Origin of the sequence: Brevundimonas sp. NPDC092305 (assembly GCF_044755415.1) — a bacterium.
Lineage (GTDB): Bacteria > Pseudomonadota > Alphaproteobacteria > Caulobacterales > Caulobacteraceae > Brevundimonas.
The window spans coordinates 1,118,303-1,135,284 of the sequence record NZ_JBIVQY010000001.1 but is presented as its reverse complement, the minus strand read 5'-3'; the positions used below and the strand labels follow the sequence as shown (position 1 = coordinate 1,135,284).

Here is a 16,982-nt window from a genome sequence, read left to right as displayed (position 1 = left end):
CTGGCGGGTCGCCAGCGGGTTACCCCCAAGATGTTGATGTCAGCCTCATGCGGGCGACGCTGGACGGACGGCGTCGCGGTTCCTATGATCGCGCCTGATGTCGCCGGCTCCCTCCGCGCGGCCGGACCAGCGGGTTTTCTCACGTGCTAGGCAAGATTTTCGGTTGGTGGGACGGCGCCACCATCGGCACCCTGTTCACCATCGCCAAGCGCGGATCGCTGGTCGGCTCCGACGAGTTCGGCAACCGCTATTACCAGTCGCGTGACACGGTCAGCTATGACGGCCGCCGCCGTCGCTGGGTGATCTACAACGGCTATGCCGACGCCTCGAAGGTGCCGCCCGAGTGGCACGGCTGGCTGCACTACACCTATGACGAAGCGCCCACGGATTCACCACTGCCGCGCCGTTCGTGGGAGAAGGATCACCTGCCCAACCTGACCGGCACGCCGATGGCGTGGCGCCCGCAGGGGTCGCTGTCGGCCGAGGGCCAGCGCCCGGCTGCGACCGGCGACTATGAGTCGTGGCGGCCGGAATGAGGCGTGGCGCGATCATTGCTGGCGCCGTCGCCGCCTTCGCCGTTTCAGGCGTCGTGGCCGCGTCTGCGGTCAATGATCTGCCCCAGGACGCGCAGCCCGCGGCGCAGGACGTCACGGCCGACCTGAACCGGCAATCCGCCGAACAGGCAAGGGCCGCCGCCGAAGCCCTTCGTCCGCCGCCGGAGAGCGCGCCGGAGGCTTCACCGGCGCCGAATCGCCCGGTGGCGATCACGCCGCTCGACATCCAGACCGGCTCGCTGGACGGCGAAGCGTTGGAAGACGCGCCTGTCGAAGCTGCCCCGGTCGCACCGACCGCGCCGGTTTCGCTGACTCGTCGGCAGCGAGGCCGCGTCGCAATCGTCGAGGCTGTGGACAAGGTGACGGCGTACCGGATGCGGTTCGAAGTTCCTGTCGGCGGCCGTCCCGTCCGGTTCCAGCGGGCGCTCATCTTCAAGGCGCGGGCCTGCGAAATGTCAGCGCCGGATGAGGTGGTCTCGGACTCGATCGCCTATCTGGAGGTAAACGTTCAGCCGCGCGGCCTTCTGAACGCAGAAACCCGACAGGTCTTCAGGGGCTGGATGTTCGCCTCGACGCCCGCCGTCAGCGGGCTGCAACACCCAAGCTATGACGCCTGGGTCGTCGGCTGCAAGGCGTAGAAGACGGCTTCGGCGCCGGTCATCGGCTCAAACAACGATCGTGCGGCGGGCGCGGCCTTTAGCGCCTGGCTCAGGCGTCGAAGATAGGCTGCGCGCGGAATCTCGACCGCGCCGAACTGGCCGAGATGCTCGGTCAGGAACTGGGCGTCCAGCAGCCGCCAGCCGCCCCGTCTCAATCGCCCGACCAGATGCACCAGCGCCACCTTGGATGCATCGCGTTCGCGGCTGAACATGCTCTCGCCGAAGAAGGCGCCGCCCAGCGTAACGCCGTACAGGCCGCCGACGAGCCGTTCCTCTCGCCAGCATTCGATCGAATGGGCCCGGCCTCGACCGTTCAGCTCGATGTAGAGGCGACGGATCGGGGCGTTGATCCAGCTGTCCTCGCGGCCGGGCGCCGGGGCGGCGCAGGCGTCGAGGACGGCGTCGAAGGCGGTATCGACACGAATCTCGAAAGGGTCACTCCGCACCGTGCGACGCAGGCGGGACGGGATGTGGAAGGCATCCAGGGGAATGACGCCGCGTTGATCCGGCTCGACGAGGAAGACGCGCGGATCGTCTCGCGCCTCGCCCATCGGAAAGACGCCGGTGGCGTAGCAGTTCAGCAGTTCGTCGGGCCCGAAGGCGCCGAAGGGAGACGAGGCGCTGAAGTCCGGATCGGTCAGGCGTCGCCCTTCTGCCGCTTGGCCCACTGTTCGAGCCAGTGGATGTCGTAGTCGCCGCTGAGAATGTCGGGCTCGGCCAGCAGCTTCTGGAACAGGGGGATGGTGGTGTCGATACCGCCCACGACCATCTCGTTCAGGCTGCGGCGCAGGCGCGCAATGCACTCCTCGCGGTCACGGCCGTGGACGATCAGTTTGCCGATCAGGCTGTCGTAGTAGGGCGGGATCGAATAGCCGGCGTAGATGGCGCTATCCAGCCGGACGCCCAGACCGCCGGGGGCGTGGAAGTCGGTGATCGTGCCCGGCGAGGGGGTGAAGGTCTCGCTGTTCTCGGCGTTGATCCGGCACTCGATGGCGTGGCCTTCTAAGTGGACGTCTTCCTGCTTGAACGACAGCGGCAGGCCGGCGGCGATCCGGATCTGCTCGCGGACCAGATCGACGCCGGTGATCATTTCCGTAACCGGATGCTCGACTTGCAGCCGGGTGTTCATCTCGATGAAGAAGAACTCGCCGTCTTCCCAGAGGAATTCGATCGTGCCGACGCCGAGATAGCCGATGGCCGCGATGGCCTTGTTGACCGTTTCGCCGATGGCGGTGCGTTCCTTGGCCGACAGGGCGGGCGAGGGGGCCTCTTCCAGCACCTTCTGGTGACGGCGCTGCAGCGAGCAGTCGCGTTCGCCGAGGTGGACGACGTTGCCGTGGCTGTCGGCGATGACCTGAAGCTCGATGTGGCGCGGCTTCTGGAGATAGCGCTCCATATAGACGGCGCCGTTGCCGAAAGCGGCCAGGGCCTCGGACTGGGCGGTCTGGACGGCCTCGACCAGGTCGTCGGCGGTCAGGGCGACCTTCATGCCGCGCCCGCCGCCGCCGGCCGACGCCTTGACGATCAGCGGGAAGCCGATGGACTTCGACGCCTCGATGGCGGCCTCAACGGTCTCGACCTCGCCGTCAGAACCGGGGACGACCGGAATGCCGGCGTCCTTTACCGTCTGTTTGGCGGTGATCTTGTCGCCCATGATCCGGATATGCTCCGGCTTGGGTCCGATGAAGGTCATTCCGTGGGCTTCGATGATCTCGGCGAAGCGCGCGTTCTCCGACAGGAAGCCGTACCCGGGGTGGATCGCCTGTGCGCCGGTGATCTCTGCCGCCGCGATGATCGACGGTATGTTCAGATAGGACTTGGCGGCCGGAGCCGGGCCGATGCAGACGCTTTCGTCTGCCAGCCGCACCCACATGGCGCCGCGATCGGCTTCGGAGTGCACGGCGACGGTGGAGATGCCCATCTCCTTGCATGCGCGGTGAATCCGCAGGGCGATTTCGCCGCGGTTGGCGATGAGAACCTTGGTGAACATGGCTTACGCCTCGAGCAGGACGAGCGGCTCGCCGAACTCGACCGGCTGGGCGTCGCCGACCAGAATCTCGACCACGACGCCGTCGCGGGGGGCCTGGATCGGGTTCATCGTCTTCATGGCCTCAACGATCAGAAGGGTCTGGCCCTTCTTGACCTTGTCTCCCGGCTGGCAGAACGGCGGCGCTTCCGGCGAGGCCTGCAGATAGGCGGTGCCGACCATCGGCGACTTCACCTCTTCGCCGGACTTCGCGACGATCGTGGCGGGGTCCGACGGCATGGCTGCTGCGGCGGCCGGAGCGGCGGCGGCGGGCGCCGCGTGGGCGACCGGAGCCGGAGCAGCGGCATACTGGACCGGTGCGGCCACAGTGAATTCACGGGCGACGCGGATGCGCAGGTCGCCACGCTCGACCTCGATCTCGGTCAGATCGGTGTCGTTCAGGATGTCGGCAAGCGAGCGGACGAGGTGGGTGTCGACCTCGTCATTCTTGAGTTTGGGAGCGGGGGTCTTCGGCGCGGCCATGGGGACCTCTTGTTCTCTCTGTTCTTTCCGAACGGCCTTACGCGACGACGCGTTCCTGGGCCAGTTCGAGTGCGGCCTGTACGGCCAGTTCATAGCTTCGCGCGCCGTGGCCCGCGATGGTCTTTGTCGCCGCGAGGGCGACATAGGAGTGATGGCGGAACGCCTCGCGCCGGCTCGGGTCTGACAGGTGGCATTCCACGATGGGAATCGAAAGGGCCTTGAGCGCGTCCAGAAGGGCGATCGAGGTGTGGGTGTATGCCGCCGGATTGATGATCAGAGCCGAGGCCTCCGTGCGGGCCTCCTGTACCCAGTCGATCAGCACGCCTTCGTGATTGGTCTGACGGAAGACGACCGTGGCGTCGCCGGCCGCCCGTTCGCACCGGGCCTGAATGTCGGCCAGGGTGTCGTGTCCGTAGATGTCCGGCTCGCGCTCGCCCAGAAGGTTGAGGTTGGGGCCGTTCAGGACGTAGAGGACGGGTGTTTCGGGCATTCGCTCGAGCTGGCGGCGTTCCGACCGGATTCGGAGCGGCCTTTTAGCCGAGGCGTGGCGGTAATCAAACCGTCCGCCGGAGAGATTGACGTAGGGTCATGCGTATTCAGGTGAACGGCGAGGCGCGAGAGACGACGGCGGCGACGATCCTCGCGCTGGTGGAAGAGTTGGGCCTCGACATCCGTAAGGTCGCCGTCGAGCGGAATCTGGAGATTGTGCCGCGCTCCTTGCATGGGGAAACGGCGCTGGCAGAGAATGACCGGATCGAGGTCGTGCAGTTCGTCGGGGGCGGCTGAGCAACGGAAAGTGATCGCAGTTGTGCAGTCAGCATGAATTTGGCGGGAACCCCCGTCTCCGGCGCGGGGTTCGTGTTTGAAACCGCCGTGAAGCTGGAGACGATGTGATGAGTATCGAACGCAAACCGAAAGGCCTTGCGGGAGGGCTGATCGTCGCTCTCGGGCTGCTTCTCCTTCTGATCGGGATCGTCCTTACGGGCGGCGGGGGGTGGCTCATCAGCCTCGGCGGATCCTGGTACTACCTGTTGGCTGGCATCGGTCTGATTCTCAGCGGCGTCGGGCTGATCCGGCGGACAATGCTGGGGGCGTGGATCTACATCGCTGTGTTTCTGGCGACGCTGGTCTGGGCGTTATGGGAAGTCGGGATCGACGGCTGGGGGCTGCTGCCGCGGGTCGTGGGGCCAGCGGTGCTGCTGTTCCTTGTGCTGCTGACCGTGCCGGCGTTGACGCCGGGGCGCGGGGGCAAGGTGGTCGCGGGCGGCGGAATCGCAGCTTTGGTCGCGCTGCTGGCGGTCGGAGGCTTCGCGTCGGCCAATGCAGCGAAGATCGGCGTCACTCAGGATCTGCCGGCGCTGCAGGCGATCGCGTCCAGCGATCCGGACGCTATTCCGGTCGGCGCGGACTGGCCTGCCTATGGCGGCAGCTATCACGCCCAGCGTTATTCGCCACTGACCCAGATCACGCCGGCCAACGTCGGCAAGCTGGAGCGGGTCTGGGCGATCCACACGGGCGACCTGCCCGGGAATCGACCGGGCGCACAGAACAAATACGCCTCCGAGAATACGCCCCTGAAGGTAGGCGACACGCTTTACGCCTGTACCGGCAAGGGGATGGTGCTGGCGCTGGACCCTGCGACGGGGCGGCAGAAGTGGAAGCATGATCCGCAGGTCTCGGACGACGCGATCCCGTATACGGCGGCCTGCCGGGGCGTGAGCTACTACGTCGTGCCGAACGTGGCGGCGACGGAGCCGTGCGCCACTCGGATCATCTGGGGCACGCTGGATGCGCGGCTGATCGCCGTCGACGCCCGGACCGGCCAGCGCTGCGCCGGCTTCGGACAGGGCGGTCAGGTGAATACGGCCGAGGGCATGGGACCGACCGTGCCGGGCATGATCTCGATCACCTCGGCGCCGACGATCGTGCGCGGCGTGGTGGTGACGGGGCACCAGATTCTGGACGGCCAGCGGCGCAATGCGCCGTCGGGCGTCATCAAGGGCTTCGACGCCGTGACCGGCCAACTGAGCTGGGCCTGGGACATGATGCGGCCGGACATCAACACGACGCCGCCGGAAGGCCAGATCTACACGCTGGGCACTCCGAACATGTGGACGACGGCGTCGGGCGACGAGCGAATGGGGCTGGTCTATCTGCCGCTGGGATCGACGGCGGCGGATTATGTCAGCGCGGACCGCACGGGGCCGCAGCTGGACTATGCGACGTCGCTGGTTGCGCTGGATGTGACGACGGGCAAGCCGCGTTGGCACTTCCAGACCGTGCGCCACGATGTCTGGGACTATGATCTGGGCTCGCAGGCGACGCTGGTCGACTTCCCCACAGGCGGCGGCTCGGTGCCGGCCGTAGTGCTGCCTTCCAAGCAGGGCGACATCTATGTGCTGGACCGGGCGACCGGCCGTCCGCTGACGCCGGTGCGTGATATCGCCGTGCCGCAAGGCGGGGTCGAGCCGCGGATGCGGACGCCGACCCAGCCGACGAGCCTGTATCACACGCTGCGGCGCGACAACGATCTCGACGAGAAGCAGATGTGGGGCATGTCCCCGATCGACCAGATGATCTGCCGCATCCAGTACCGTCAGTCGTCTTACAAGGGCTTCTACACCCCGCCCGAGACCAGCCGCCGATACATCCAGTATCCGGGCTATAACGGCGGCTCCGACTGGGGCGGGATCGCCGTCGATCCGGCCCGCGGCGTGATCGTGGCCAACTACAACGACATGCCGAACTACAACCGGCTCATTCCCCGCGCCGAGGCGGACCGGATGGGCTGGGCGCCCCGCGGCGAGCCGAATGCCCGCAAGGGCGGAGCCGAAGGCGCCGGCGATCCGCAGGCGGGCGCCCCCTATGCGATCAGCGTCAACGCCGGCTGGCGGATGCCCTTCACCGGCCTGCTGTGCAAGGAGCCTCCGTACGGCGGCATCCGGGCGATCAATATGCGCACGGGCAAGACCATCTGGGACCGGCCGCTGGGTCAGGCGCTGAAGAACGGACCGTTTGGCATTCCGTCGAACCTGCCCATCGAGATCGGTACGCCGAACAACGGCGGGGCCGTCGTGACGGCCGGCGGGCTGATTTTCATCGCCGCGGCAACCGACGACCTGATCCGGGCCATCGACCTGAAGACTGGTCAGACGGTGTGGACCGCCAAACTGCCGGGCGGCGGGCAGACGACGCCGATGATCTATGAGGCCGGCGGCCGCCAGTTCGTGGTCATCGCGCCCGGCGGGCACCACTTTATGGAGACGCCGGTGTCGGATGAAGTGATCGCCTGGGCGCTGCCGCAAGGCGCGTAAGGCTTCAAAGCCGAAGCCGGACGGCGTAGGGACGGGGACATGAACGCTCATGTCCCCGTTTCCGCATCTGACAGCTGGACCGTCGCCGGCCGGACCTTCAACAGCCGCCTGATCGTCGGCACCGGCAAATACAAGGACTACGCCGAGAACGCTGCGGCGGCCGAGGCGGCGGGCGCCGAGATCGTGACCGTGGCCGTGCGGCGGGTGAACCTGACGGACCCCAATCAGCCCATGCTGGTCGACTATGTGAAGCCCGACCGGTTCACCTTCCTGCCCAACACCGCCGGCTGCTTCACGGCCGACGACGCGATCCGCACCCTTCGGCTGGCGCGCGAGGCGGGCGGCTGGGATCTGGTCAAGCTGGAGGTGCTGTCTGATACGGCGCACCTCTATCCGGACATGCTCGAGACGCTGCGGGCGCTGGACTTGCTGATCAAGGACGGATTCCAGGTCATGGTGTACTGCACCGATGACGTGGTGATGTGTCAGCGGCTGGAAGAGGCCGGAGCCGCGGCCATCATGCCGGCCGCTGCGCCGATCGGCTCGGGGCTGGGCATCCAGAACCGCATCAACATCCGGCTGATCGTCGAACAGTCGAAGGTGCCGGTGCTGGTGGATGCGGGGGTCGGCACGCCGTCCGATGCGACGTTGGCGATGGAGCTGGGCTGCGACGCGGTGCTGATGAACACTGCGATCGCGGCCGCCAATGACCCCATCCTGATGGCCAGCGCCATGAAGCATGCGGTGATCGCGGGGCGGGAAGGCTATCTGGCCGGACGGATGCCAAAGCGGATGTACGCCAGCGCCAGCTCGCCGCTCAGCGGTCTGATCTAGGCCTTAGGCCGTCTGGCCATGGCTGAACGGCGCCTGTGGCGGCGCGCCGCGGTGCCGATATTTTGCGCCTTTGAGCATCATCTTCAGCGCCTCCCAATGGATGCCTAGCGTCACCTTCCACGTCAGCAGGGGATGGGTGACGAAGGCGCGCAGGAGCTGACCGTCGGTCAGGTCGCGACGGCGACCTGCGAAGGAGGCGGTCAGGATCGGAGTCTGACCGCGGCGGACGGCGACGACGATGCCGACGGCCTCGCCCGGCGGACGGACCGTGAAGTCGTAGGTCAGGTCCATGTCCATGAACGGCGAGACGAAGAAGCGCTTGGGCGTAGTCTGACGGATGGGGCCCGCGCCGGCGTCCGGGGTGGCGACGACGTAGCTGTGGCGCTCATTGAAGGTGTTGGTCACCTCGTAGACGAGAGCGGCGACAGAGCCGTCCGGGTGGAAACAGAAGAAGACGCTGATCGGATTGAAGCCGTAGCCGAGGATGCGCGGCATGGTCATGAGGCGGATAGGGCCGCCCTGAAGATCGACGCCGACCCCGTCCAGCGCGGCTTCGATGGCGGGGCGCAGCGGCGCTCCGGAGCGGTCGCCGTGATCGGAGGGACGAAAGCTGATCAGGCTGAAGCGGCGGCGAGGCAAGAGGCGCAGCCGGGCCTGCAGGGCGTCGAGTTCGTCCAGATCGAGCAGGAGCATCCACATGCGGTAACGGAGCCGGTGCGCGAAGGTGCGCGTGCGCTGGTGCACCGTTTCGCCGACATAGAGGGCGCTGGCGGTCACGCGGCCTCGGACAGGGGCGCAGGCCTGCGCAAGTGAATCCGACCGCTCTCGTTCGGCACGGACCACGGACGGCGAACGCCGCCCAGTTGCTCGGCGACGGCCAAGCCGGCCTGCAGGCCGTCTTCATGAAAGCCCGAGCCGAACCATGCGCCGGCGAACCAGACTCCGCCCACGCCCTGAAGCGACCAGAGCTCCTTCTGCGCGGCCACGGCCGCGGCGTCGAACACCGGATGCTCATAATCCCACTCGCCCAGCACCAGCGACGGATCGGGCTCGCGCGACGGGTTCAGGCTGACGAACAGGGGCGGACCGGGCAGGGACTGGAGTTCGTTCATCCAGTAGGTCACGCCGCCTTCGCCCGCGCGATCCGAGCGACCCATGTGGGTCCATGCAGCCCAGGCCTTGCGGCGCCGGGGCATGAGGCTGAGGTCGCGATGCAGGACGGCGCGGTTCGGCTTGTAGGCGATGGCGCCGAGCAGGCGACGTTCGTCGGGCGTGGGCGTCTCCAGCAGGCGCAGGGCCTGATCGGAATGGACAGCCAGAACGACGTCGTCGAAGCGCTCGATCGAGCCGTCGGCCATGCGCAGGGTCGCACCGGTCTGGTCACGGCCCACCGCGGCGATGCGGGCCCGGGTGACGACCCGTCCGGCCAGTGCGCGGGCGAGCGGGAAAACGTACTGGCGGCTGCCGCCGTCGATCGTGCGCCACGTTGGCCGCAGATCATAGGTGAGCAGGTTGTGGTTCATGTAGAACCGCACGAAGGCGGCGGCGGGGTAGTCGCTCATCTGCTCAAGTGTGCAGGACCAGATGGCGGCGGCCTGCGGCAGCAGGTAGGCGTCGCGGAACAACGGGCCGTAACCGCAGCGACCGAGCCAGGCATTCAACGTCTCGCCGCTGGCCTCGAGGGCGGACAGCTGGAGAGGCGCCTCCTTCTGGAACCGCAGGATGTCGCCGATCATCCGCCAGAAGCGGGGGCTGGCCCAGTTGCGCTTCTGGGCGAACAGGGCGGCGAGACCCTGGGTGCAGTATTCCAGCGCACCCTCGTCGATGGAGACGGCGAAGGACATCAGGGCCGGCTTGGTCGGGACCTTCAGATGGGCCAGCAGGGCGGTCAGATTGGGATAGTTGGCCTCGTTGAAGACGATGAACCCGGTGTCGACGGCGACCGGACCGCCGGGGGATGGCGCGTCGACGGTGTTGGAATGGCCGCCGAGCCGATCGTCGGCCTCGTACAGGGTCACGTCGTGATCCTTCGCCAGCAGCCAGGCGCAGGACAGGCCGGAGACGCCGGAGCCGACCACGGCCACCTTGCGGCGCGGGGACGAGAGGGCGGCGTCGGCGACAAGATGGACGGACATGCAGGCTCCGGAAGAGGCGTTCGAGTAGCAGTTACGTCCGCCAACCGTGACTGGATGACATCCGAAGCGCTACGAGCCCCGTAGCTTGGCTGCAAACCCGGCGACGGAGCCGATGCCCCGCCCGCCACGTTAGCCGTCTTCAAAAGTCGGAAAGCCGACGCCCGTTCCGGAGAACCCATGTCGTTTGTGAACGCCGCCATCCGTCAGCTTCAGGACGCCCCCTTTCCGGACTTCATCACCCGCCCCGCGATCGACAGTCTGGTCAGCGAGGCGCGGCGGCGGCTGGACAGGGAAAAGCCCCACGACGAGGCGGCCTTCGCGCGAGGCATGGCGGAGCGGCCGATCGCCGAGCATGCGGACGCAGCGAACGCGCAGCACTACGAACTGCCGCCGGAGTTCTTCCGTATCTGTCTGGGCAAGCGGCTGAAATACTCGTGCTGCTTCTATCCCGGCGACCGGACCACGCTGGACGAGGCGGAGGAGGCGGCGCTGGCGGCGACATGCGCCCGGGCCGGGCTGGCGGACGGAATGCGGATACTGGAGCTGGGCTGCGGCTGGGGCTCCTCTAGCCTGTGGATGGCCGAGCATCTGCCGAAGGCGCGGATCACAGCGGTGTCGAACAGCCATGGCCAGCGCGCGCACATCGAGGCGCAGGCGGCTGAGCGGGGGCTGACCAATCTGACGGTCGTGACCTGCGACATGAACGACTTCCAGAGCGAGGGCGGGTTCGACCGGATCGTCTCGGTGGAGATGTTCGAGCATATGGCCAACTGGCGGGCGCTGCTGACCAGGGCGAAAGGCTGGTTGAAGCCCGACGGGCGGATGTTCGTGCACATCTTCACGCATCGGGACGCGCCCTACCGGTTCGACCACACCGACAGCGGCGACTTCATCGCTCAGCACTTCTTCACCGGCGGGGTGATGCCGTCACAGGGGCTGATGCTTCAGTTCCCGGACCTGTTCGCGGTCGAGAGCGAGTGGACCTGGAACGGCAAACACTATCAGCGAACGGCCGAGGACTGGCTGGCCAACATGGACGCGAACGCGGACCGGGTGACGGAGCTGATGAAGGAGACCTACGGCAAGGACGCGAAGCTTTGGACGCGGCGCTGGCGGCGGTTCTACCTGGCGACGGCGGGCCTGTTCGGAAACGACGATGGAAACACCTGGGCTGTCAGCCATTACCTGCTCAAGCCCGCCTGAGGAGACGAGTCATGATAAAATACCTGTTCGCCTATGTGGGCGCGGGCCTGACCTTCGCGGTCGTGGATTTCGTCTGGCTGAGCACCATGGTGAACCGGCTGTACAAGCCGGTGATCGGCGAGATCATGGCCCCCAAGGTCAACATGACGGCGGCGGTCGCCTTCTATCTGATCTCGATCGCCGGGACGGTGTTTCTGGCCATCGAGCCGGCGTTGCGTGAAGGCGCATGGACGCGCGCGGCGATCAATGGGGCCGTACTGGGCTTTGTGGCCTACGCCACCTACGACCTGACCAATCAGGCGACGCTGAGCGTCTGGGCGACGAAGTTGACCGTGCTGGACATCATCTGGGGCACGGTGCTGACGGCGGCCTCGGCCACAGGCGGGTTCTTCGCCGCGCGATGGGCGGAGGGCCGGTTCGGCTGACACGAAAAAGGGCCCGGCAGGAGGCCGGGCCCTTCGTCAGCGCGACACGGCGGGCGTCAGCTCTTCTTCGCCTCACGCGCGTCACCAGTGCCTCCGTCGGCCACGTCGCCGACGATGGGGTTCTCGGCCTTCACGCGGGGGCGGCTGTCGCGCCAGCTGGTGAAGTCGGTCGAGAACTTCTCACGGCGTTCGCTGCGCCAGTCGTGATAGTCGCGGTCGAAGTTGGACATCTGCTGCTCGCGCCAGTGCAGGTAGTCGGGCTCGAAGTCGTGGTGGCTATGGGCCGACCGGCCACGATCCGGATCATTGTCTCGCCAGATGCTGGCGCCCGGCGTGTAGCCCTGATCGTTGAAGCGAGCGTGACGCTCATAGTCGGGGTCGCGGTTCGAGGCGTAGCCTGACGAGCGATCCTGACCGGTCGGGGCGTTGCGGCCGTATTCCGGGCGGGAGCCGTATCGGTTCTGATCGTAGCCGCCACGATCCGCAGCGTAAGACGATCTGGCCTCGTCACGGTAGGCGCCTTGGCGGTCCTGACCGTAGCCATAGCCGCGGGAGCCGGAATATCGACTCTGGTCGCCGGCCTCGCGGCTCTGATCGCCGTAGGCCTGGTAGGTCCGGCCGCCGTCGCCTTCGCTCCAGCTCCGGCCTTCCTCATAACGCTGATCGCGGGATTCCCAACGGGTGTCGTCTGCGTCGCGGCGGGCGAAATCGTCGGAGGGGCGGTGTCGGAAAGGGTTCTGCATGGTCCTGAGCTCCTTGATTTTCAGGTGTCAGGAAAACCGGGGGCGGCGGACGCCGTTCCGACGATCACGAGGACCTTACAGGCTTCGCCGTTGTCAGGTTTCGGCAGGTCGAGTGTGCGCAGAACGATGTTAGGCGAGCTGTCGGCACTGGAGGGAAAACCCGATGAAAATATTCACTATGGCGGCCTTGGCCGTATCCACGATCGCCCTGACCGGCTGCGCTTCGCTGATCACCGGAGGAGAGCTGATCAGACCAGGCGAGCCGACCGGGACGATCCGGGTGTCCAACGTCAGCAGGGGTGCGATCAACGTTGTCCTGATCTCGGACTGCAACGCCTCGACCTATGGACTGAATCGCTTGGCTTCGGGCGTCGCGATCCCACAAGGGCGTAGCCACGACTTCACCGTTTCCGCGGGATGCGGGGACGTTGCGGCGGGCATCATCGGCTATGGCGACACCCGGCGCCGGATGCAGATCGAGGCCGGCGGCGGCGTCGACTGGGCGGTTGGCGGTTAAACCCTCGCCGCACTGCAACATTCCTGTTGCCAGAGGGTCATGTGGCGGTCCACGCTGCAGGATTATTGCGGCAGGAGCTACATGGCCTTCGACGAGATGTCAGGCGACGGCAAGGCCGTCCGGCCCAGCTATCGCGGTTTGCAGCGCTGGCTGGCGGACGCGCCGGAGGGTCTGCTGCAGGCCCGGTCGAGGCAGGCCGAGCTGTTCTTCCGCCGCATGGGCATCACCTTCGCGGTCTATGGCGAGGCGGAGTCCAGCGAGCGGCTGATTCCGTTTGACGTCGTGCCCCGGATCATCGGGGCCGCAGAATGGGCGGGGCTTGAGGCCGGATTGGTCCAGCGGGTCAATGCGATCAACGCTTTCCTTTCGGATGTTTACGGCAAGCAGGAGTGTATCAAGGCGGGCGTTCTGCCGGCCGAGCTGGTGCTGACCAACCCGCAATATGCGCCCGAGATGCAGGGGCGGAAGCCGCCCCACGATGTCTGGGTCCAGATCGCCGGCATCGATATGGTGCGCACAGGCGAAGACGGCTTCTACGTGCTGGAGGACAACGCCCGCACGCCGTCCGGCGTCAGCTATATGCTGGAAAACCGCGAGATGATGATGCGGTTGTTCCCGGACCTGTTCGCCGACTATCCGGTGCGGCCGGTCGAGACCTACACCGACATGCTGCTGGCCAGCCTTCGCGCCTGTGCTCCGGAGGCTGCGGGGGCGGATCCGACGATCGTGGTGCTGACGCCCGGGCCGTTCAACTCGGCCTACTATGAGCACAGCTTCCTTGCCGACAAGCTGGGGGTCGAGCTGGTCGAGGGGCGCGACCTCTTCGTCGACGACGGAAAGGTCTATATGCGGACCACCGAAGGCCGGAAGCAGGTGGATGTGATCTACCGCCGGATCGACGACGCCTTCCTCGACCCGTTGATGTTCAATCCGCAGTCGACGCTGGGCGTGCCGGGCCTGATGACGGCCTATCTGGAAGGGACCGTCACGTTGGCCAATGCCGTCGGGACGGGCGTGGCTGACGACAAGGCTGTCTATACCTACATGCCGGAGATCATCCGCTTCTTCACCGGCGAGGAGCCGATCCTGAAGAACGTGCCGACGTGGCGATGTCGCGAGCCCCAGGCTCTGAAAGAGGTGCTGGGCAAGCTGGATCAACTGGTGGTCAAGGAAGTCGGCGGGTCCGGCGGTTATGGCATGCTGGTCGGCCCCGCGGCGTCGAAAGCCGAGATCGAGGCGTTCAGGAAGAAGCTGATCAACGATCCCGACGACTTCATCGCCCAGCCGACGCTGAACCTGTCGACGGCCCCGACGCTGGACAAGGGCGAGCTGTGCGGACGGCACGTGGATCTGAGGCCGTTCGTGCTGTCGAGTCCGCAGGGCGTGCAGGTGGCGCCCGGCGGGCTGACGCGGGTGGCGCTGAAGCCGGGCTCGCTGGTGGTGAACTCCAGCCAGGGCGGCGGGACCAAGGATACCTGGGTGCTGGACGTCTGATGCTCTCGAGAACCGCAGACAGCCTGTACTGGACCGGCCGCTATATCGAGCGGGCGGACTTTCTCGCGCGCATTCTGGAAGCGACGCTGCGTCTGGCGGCGATCCCCACGCGGGGGGACGGAGACGCGGAAACCGTGTGGGCCAGCGCGCTGGCCTCGGCCGGGGCGCCCAAGGCGCTGGGCCGGTCGCCGACCGAGAAATCGGTGCGGGAATATCTGGCCTTCGCGCCCGATAACAGTTCGTCCATCACCGCCTGCATCACCCGCGCGCGCACCAATGCCCGGTCGGTGCGGACGGCCCTGACGGTCGAGCTGTGGGAAGCGATCAACGGCGCCTGGAACGGACTGGCCGAGCAGGGACAGCCGACGCGGCGCGACGACTTCGTGCACTTCCTCGAATGGGTGAAGACCGTGACCTTGTCGGTCGAGGGTGCGACCAGCCGGACGATGCTGAGGAATGACGGCTACTATTTCCTGCGCTTGGGCGCTGCGATCGAACGGGCAGACAATACGGCGCGGCTTCTGGACGTGAAGTACCATCTGCTGCTGCCTGAAGGCGAGCGGGTAGGGGGGCAGCTGGATTACTTCCAGTGGACGACGCTGCTGCGTGAGGTGTCGGCGCTGACGGCCTATCGGTGGGTCTATCGAGACTCGGTAAAACCGTGGCTTGTGGCCGATCTGCTGGTGCTGAACCGCCAGATGCCGCGGTCGCTGGCCAGTTGTCAGGCATCGATCGTGCGCTATCTGGAGCGGCTGGCCAATGACTACGGTCGACGGGGCCCCGCGCAGCGGCTGGCCGCAGACCGGATGCGGGGCTTCGACACCGCGAGGATCGAGACCATCTTCCAGTCCGGCCTGCACGAATACATCCAGGCCTTCCTCGCCGAAAATGGTCGGCTGGGGCAGGCCATCACCGACCAGTATCTGAGCTGATCCATGCGTATCCGGATCGACCACGCCACCACCTATGCGTACGACCGGGCGGCGCGCTTCATCGTGCAGTCGCTGCGGATGACGCCACGCTCCAGCGAAGGACAGCAGGTCCGTCACTGGCGGATCGAGACCGACGTGGACGCCCGTCTGCGAAAGTCCGAGGACGCCTTCGGCAACACCGTCCACACCCTCTACACCGAGCAGCCGACGAACAGCCTGACAGTGCGGGTGTCCGGGGAGGTGGTGACCAACGACACCGCAGGCGTCGTCCCCGCCGATCTGGAGACGCTGTCGCCGCTCGTGTTTCTGCGCGACACCCCCCTGACACAGCGGGACAAGCTGATCTCGGTCTTCGCCTCCGAGTTCTCGGCCCATCCGCCGCTGGACCGGATGCACCGGCTAATGGCGGCCATCCATGGCTCGGTGGCGTTCGAGGTCGGGGTGACTACGCCCACCCATACGGCGGCCGAAGTGCTGGCTCTGGGTCGGGGCGTCTGTCAGGACCACGCGCACGTCTTCATCGCCTGTTCGCGTCATATGGGGGTGCCGGCGCGCTATGTCTCGGGCCACCTGCTGAGACGCGACCGCGAGGATCAGGAAGCCGGGCATGCCTGGGCCGAGGCCTGGATCGAGGGGCTGGGCTGGGTCGGGTTCGATCCGGCCAACGGCGTCTGTCCCACGGACCGCTATGTGCGGGTGGCGACCGGGCTGGACTATCTGGGCGCCGCGCCGGTGCGGGGAACCAGCTACGGCGGATCGGGCGAGCGGATGGCGGTGTCGCTGAACGTGCGTGATGCCGACATGCAACAGAGCCAGCAACAGGCGTAGGCATGGGCGCCCTTGTCGCCAGAATCGGGTACGCTGACCCATCGGATTCGGGGCGCGGGGCCTGATGACCTATTGCGTTGGCATGCTGGTGGACGACGGGTTGGCGATGATCGCCGACACGCGCACCAATGCCGGCGTGGACAACATCTCGTCCTACAAGAAGCTGCACATCATCGATCGCCCCGGCGAGCGGGTTCTGGCGGTCGCGACGGCGGGCAATCTGTCGGTCACCCAGACGGCGCTGGCCATGGTGCGCGAGGGCGTCCACCTGAACGTCGGCGAGGAGCCGGAGACGCTGGAGACGGCGGGCAGTCTGTTTCGTTGCGCCCAGCTGCTGGGTCACGCACTGCGCAATGTACGTCAGTCGATCGCACCGGCGCTGGAGGCGGACAGTCTCAATGTCTCGGCGTCGATGCTGCTGGGCGGTCAGATCGCCGGCGGGCCGATGCAGCTGTTCCTGATCTACAGCCAGGGCAATTTCATCGAGTGCGGCACCGACACCCCGTTCCTGCAGATCGGCGAGTCCAAATACGGCAAGCCCATTCTGGTCAGCGGGATGCGCAGCGCGACGCCTCTGCCCGAAGCGGTGAAGCTGGGGCTGATCTCCTTCTCCACCACCATGCGATGCAATGTCGGCGTCGGCACGCCGCTGGATCTGATCACCCTGCGCCGGGACATGATCAGCGGCGATGTGCGCCGGATCGAGGAAGACGACCCGTACTTCACCGACCTTCACGATCGCTGGACGCGGGCGCAGGCCCAGGCGCGGTCGGCGATGCCGGAGCCGCCGTGGATGAATGGCCCCAGGCTGGCGGTCAGCCGGAACTGACCGTTG

At 66.7% G+C, this 16,982-nt stretch carries 19 protein-coding genes; 12 read left to right on the top strand and 7 right to left on the bottom strand.

Translation table 11 applies throughout. The features are described from left to right. Positions 1–143 precede the first annotated feature (143 nt). A complete protein-coding gene (locus tag ACIQC9_RS05655; RefSeq protein WP_400613292.1) occupies positions 144–536 on the top strand; it encodes an NADH:ubiquinone oxidoreductase subunit NDUFA12 in 393 nt (130 codons plus the stop codon). Continuing rightward, positions 533–1,192 (top strand): DUF2155 domain-containing protein, encoded by a 660-nt coding sequence (locus ACIQC9_RS05650; protein WP_400613290.1) that lies wholly within the window; start codon positions 533–535, stop codon positions 1,190–1,192. Before ACIQC9_RS05655 ends, ACIQC9_RS05650 begins: the two co-directional genes overlap by 4 nt. Here ACIQC9_RS05650 and aat read toward each other — a convergent pair. From aat to ACIQC9_RS05630, 4 genes are read right to left on the bottom strand one after another with little or no spacing between them, the layout of a single operon-like run. Beyond that, positions 1,159–1,854, bottom strand: coding sequence for a leucyl/phenylalanyl-tRNA--protein transferase (aat, locus tag ACIQC9_RS05645; protein WP_400615399.1), 696 nt, complete (start codon positions 1,852–1,854; stop codon positions 1,159–1,161). The two genes, ACIQC9_RS05650 and aat, sit on opposite strands and share 34 nt — an antisense overlap. Further along, entirely contained in the window at positions 1,851–3,203 is a 1,353-nt protein-coding gene (gene accC, locus ACIQC9_RS05640) for an acetyl-CoA carboxylase biotin carboxylase subunit (protein ID WP_400613288.1), read from the bottom strand. The genes aat and accC overlap by 4 nt, the downstream gene beginning before the upstream one ends. Before the next feature lie 3 nt (positions 3,204–3,206). Next, positions 3,207–3,722 carry an acetyl-CoA carboxylase biotin carboxyl carrier protein gene (gene accB / locus ACIQC9_RS05635; protein ID WP_400613286.1) on the bottom strand — a complete coding sequence of 172 codons (516 nt, stop codon included), beginning with the start codon at positions 3,720–3,722 and terminating at the stop codon, positions 3,207–3,209. A 37-nt stretch (positions 3,723–3,759) separates the two neighbouring features. Continuing rightward, positions 3,760–4,212, bottom strand: a complete 453-nt coding sequence (locus ACIQC9_RS05630) for a type II 3-dehydroquinate dehydratase (RefSeq protein WP_400613284.1) — start codon at positions 4,210–4,212, stop codon at positions 3,760–3,762. Between the two features lie 98 nt (positions 4,213–4,310). Between ACIQC9_RS05630 and thiS the strand changes: the two genes are divergently transcribed. From thiS to ACIQC9_RS05615, 3 genes are all read left to right on the top strand, one after another. Continuing rightward, positions 4,311–4,508, top strand: coding sequence for a sulfur carrier protein ThiS (gene thiS / locus ACIQC9_RS05625; protein WP_400613282.1), 198 nt, complete (start codon positions 4,311–4,313; stop codon positions 4,506–4,508). A 107-nt stretch (positions 4,509–4,615) separates the two neighbouring features. Continuing rightward, positions 4,616–7,036 carry a membrane-bound PQQ-dependent dehydrogenase, glucose/quinate/shikimate family gene (locus tag ACIQC9_RS05620; RefSeq protein WP_400613280.1) on the top strand — a complete coding sequence of 807 codons (2,421 nt, stop codon included), beginning with the start codon at positions 4,616–4,618 and terminating at the stop codon, positions 7,034–7,036. Positions 7,037–7,075: 39 nt separating this feature from the next. Further along, complete coding sequence (locus ACIQC9_RS05615; protein ID WP_400613278.1) at positions 7,076–7,870, top strand: thiazole synthase; 795 nt, start codon at positions 7,076–7,078, stop codon at positions 7,868–7,870. 3 nt (positions 7,871–7,873) lie between these two features. On the opposite strand, the gene ACIQC9_RS05610 is transcribed toward ACIQC9_RS05615, so the two are convergent. After that, the gene (locus tag ACIQC9_RS05610; RefSeq protein WP_400613276.1) at positions 7,874–8,647 is read right to left on the bottom strand and encodes a DUF1365 domain-containing protein; all 774 of its coding nucleotides are present in this window, start codon (positions 8,645–8,647) and stop codon (positions 7,874–7,876) included. Then, on the bottom strand, positions 8,644–10,005 hold the full coding sequence (locus ACIQC9_RS05605) for an NAD(P)/FAD-dependent oxidoreductase (protein WP_400613274.1): 1,362 nt from the start codon (positions 10,003–10,005) through the stop codon (positions 8,644–8,646). The genes ACIQC9_RS05610 and ACIQC9_RS05605 overlap by 4 nt, the downstream gene beginning before the upstream one ends. Before the next feature lie 177 nt (positions 10,006–10,182). Between ACIQC9_RS05605 and ACIQC9_RS05600 the strand changes: the two genes are divergently transcribed. Together ACIQC9_RS05600 and ACIQC9_RS05595 are read left to right on the top strand one after the other, a co-directional pair. After that, the gene (locus ACIQC9_RS05600) at positions 10,183–11,208 is read left to right on the top strand and encodes an SAM-dependent methyltransferase (protein WP_400613272.1); all 1,026 of its coding nucleotides are present in this window, start codon (positions 10,183–10,185) and stop codon (positions 11,206–11,208) included. An 11-nt stretch (positions 11,209–11,219) separates the two neighbouring features. Beyond that, the gene (locus ACIQC9_RS05595) at positions 11,220–11,633 is read left to right on the top strand and encodes a DUF2177 family protein (RefSeq protein ID WP_400613269.1); all 414 of its coding nucleotides are present in this window, start codon (positions 11,220–11,222) and stop codon (positions 11,631–11,633) included. A 56-nt stretch (positions 11,634–11,689) separates the two neighbouring features. On the opposite strand, the gene ACIQC9_RS05590 is transcribed toward ACIQC9_RS05595, so the two are convergent. Next, positions 11,690–12,376, bottom strand: a complete 687-nt coding sequence (locus ACIQC9_RS05590; RefSeq protein ID WP_400613267.1) for a hypothetical protein — start codon at positions 12,374–12,376, stop codon at positions 11,690–11,692. A 163-nt stretch (positions 12,377–12,539) separates the two neighbouring features. Between ACIQC9_RS05590 and ACIQC9_RS05585 the strand changes: the two genes are divergently transcribed. The 5 genes from ACIQC9_RS05585 (at position 12,540) to ACIQC9_RS05565 (ending at position 16,976) form a co-directional block, all read left to right on the top strand. Continuing rightward, positions 12,540–12,893 carry a hypothetical protein gene (locus tag ACIQC9_RS05585; RefSeq protein ID WP_400613266.1) on the top strand — a complete coding sequence of 118 codons (354 nt, stop codon included), beginning with the start codon at positions 12,540–12,542 and terminating at the stop codon, positions 12,891–12,893. 81 nt (positions 12,894–12,974) lie between these two features. Continuing rightward, on the top strand, positions 12,975–14,387 hold the full coding sequence (locus ACIQC9_RS05580) for a circularly permuted type 2 ATP-grasp protein (protein ID WP_400613265.1): 1,413 nt from the start codon (positions 12,975–12,977) through the stop codon (positions 14,385–14,387). Next, the gene (locus tag ACIQC9_RS05575; RefSeq protein WP_400613264.1) at positions 14,387–15,319 is read left to right on the top strand and encodes an alpha-E domain-containing protein; all 933 of its coding nucleotides are present in this window, start codon (positions 14,387–14,389) and stop codon (positions 15,317–15,319) included. Before ACIQC9_RS05580 ends, ACIQC9_RS05575 begins: the two co-directional genes overlap by 1 nt. A gap of 3 nt (positions 15,320–15,322) precedes the next feature. Further along, positions 15,323–16,147 (top strand): transglutaminase domain-containing protein, encoded by an 825-nt coding sequence (locus ACIQC9_RS05570; RefSeq protein ID WP_400613261.1) that lies wholly within the window; start codon positions 15,323–15,325, stop codon positions 16,145–16,147. A 64-nt stretch (positions 16,148–16,211) separates the two neighbouring features. Next, positions 16,212–16,976 (top strand): peptidase, encoded by a 765-nt coding sequence (locus ACIQC9_RS05565; protein WP_400613259.1) that lies wholly within the window; start codon positions 16,212–16,214, stop codon positions 16,974–16,976. The last annotated feature ends 6 nt before the right edge of the window (positions 16,977–16,982 follow it).

Coding starts and splice junctions, on each gene's coding strand:
- ACIQC9_RS05605 (WP_400613274.1), bottom strand. CDS start 10,005: ATGTCCGTCCATCTTGTCGCCGACGCCGCCCTCTCGTCCCCGCGCCGC.
- ACIQC9_RS05600 (WP_400613272.1), top strand. CDS start 10,183: ATGTCGTTTGTGAACGCCGCCATCCGTCAGCTTCAGGACGCCCCCTTT.
- accB (WP_400613286.1), bottom strand. CDS start 3,722: ATGGCCGCGCCGAAGACCCCCGCTCCCAAACTCAAGAATGACGAGGTC.
- ACIQC9_RS05620 (WP_400613280.1), top strand. CDS start 4,616: ATGAGTATCGAACGCAAACCGAAAGGCCTTGCGGGAGGGCTGATCGTC.
- ACIQC9_RS05580 (WP_400613265.1), top strand. CDS start 12,975: ATGGCCTTCGACGAGATGTCAGGCGACGGCAAGGCCGTCCGGCCCAGC.
- ACIQC9_RS05615 (WP_400613278.1), top strand. CDS start 7,076: ATGAACGCTCATGTCCCCGTTTCCGCATCTGACAGCTGGACCGTCGCC.
- ACIQC9_RS05590 (WP_400613267.1), bottom strand. CDS start 12,376: ATGCAGAACCCTTTCCGACACCGCCCCTCCGACGATTTCGCCCGCCGC.
- ACIQC9_RS05650 (WP_400613290.1), top strand. CDS start 533: ATGAGGCGTGGCGCGATCATTGCTGGCGCCGTCGCCGCCTTCGCCGTT.
- ACIQC9_RS05595 (WP_400613269.1), top strand. CDS start 11,220: ATGATAAAATACCTGTTCGCCTATGTGGGCGCGGGCCTGACCTTCGCG.
- ACIQC9_RS05630 (WP_400613284.1), bottom strand. CDS start 4,212: ATGCCCGAAACACCCGTCCTCTACGTCCTGAACGGCCCCAACCTCAAC.
- ACIQC9_RS05565 (WP_400613259.1), top strand. CDS start 16,212: ATGACCTATTGCGTTGGCATGCTGGTGGACGACGGGTTGGCGATGATC.
- ACIQC9_RS05585 (WP_400613266.1), top strand. CDS start 12,540: ATGAAAATATTCACTATGGCGGCCTTGGCCGTATCCACGATCGCCCTG.
- accC (WP_400613288.1), bottom strand. CDS start 3,203: ATGTTCACCAAGGTTCTCATCGCCAACCGCGGCGAAATCGCCCTGCGG.
- thiS (WP_400613282.1), top strand. CDS start 4,311: ATGCGTATTCAGGTGAACGGCGAGGCGCGAGAGACGACGGCGGCGACG.
- ACIQC9_RS05570 (WP_400613261.1), top strand. CDS start 15,323: ATGCGTATCCGGATCGACCACGCCACCACCTATGCGTACGACCGGGCG.
- ACIQC9_RS05575 (WP_400613264.1), top strand. CDS start 14,387: ATGCTCTCGAGAACCGCAGACAGCCTGTACTGGACCGGCCGCTATATC.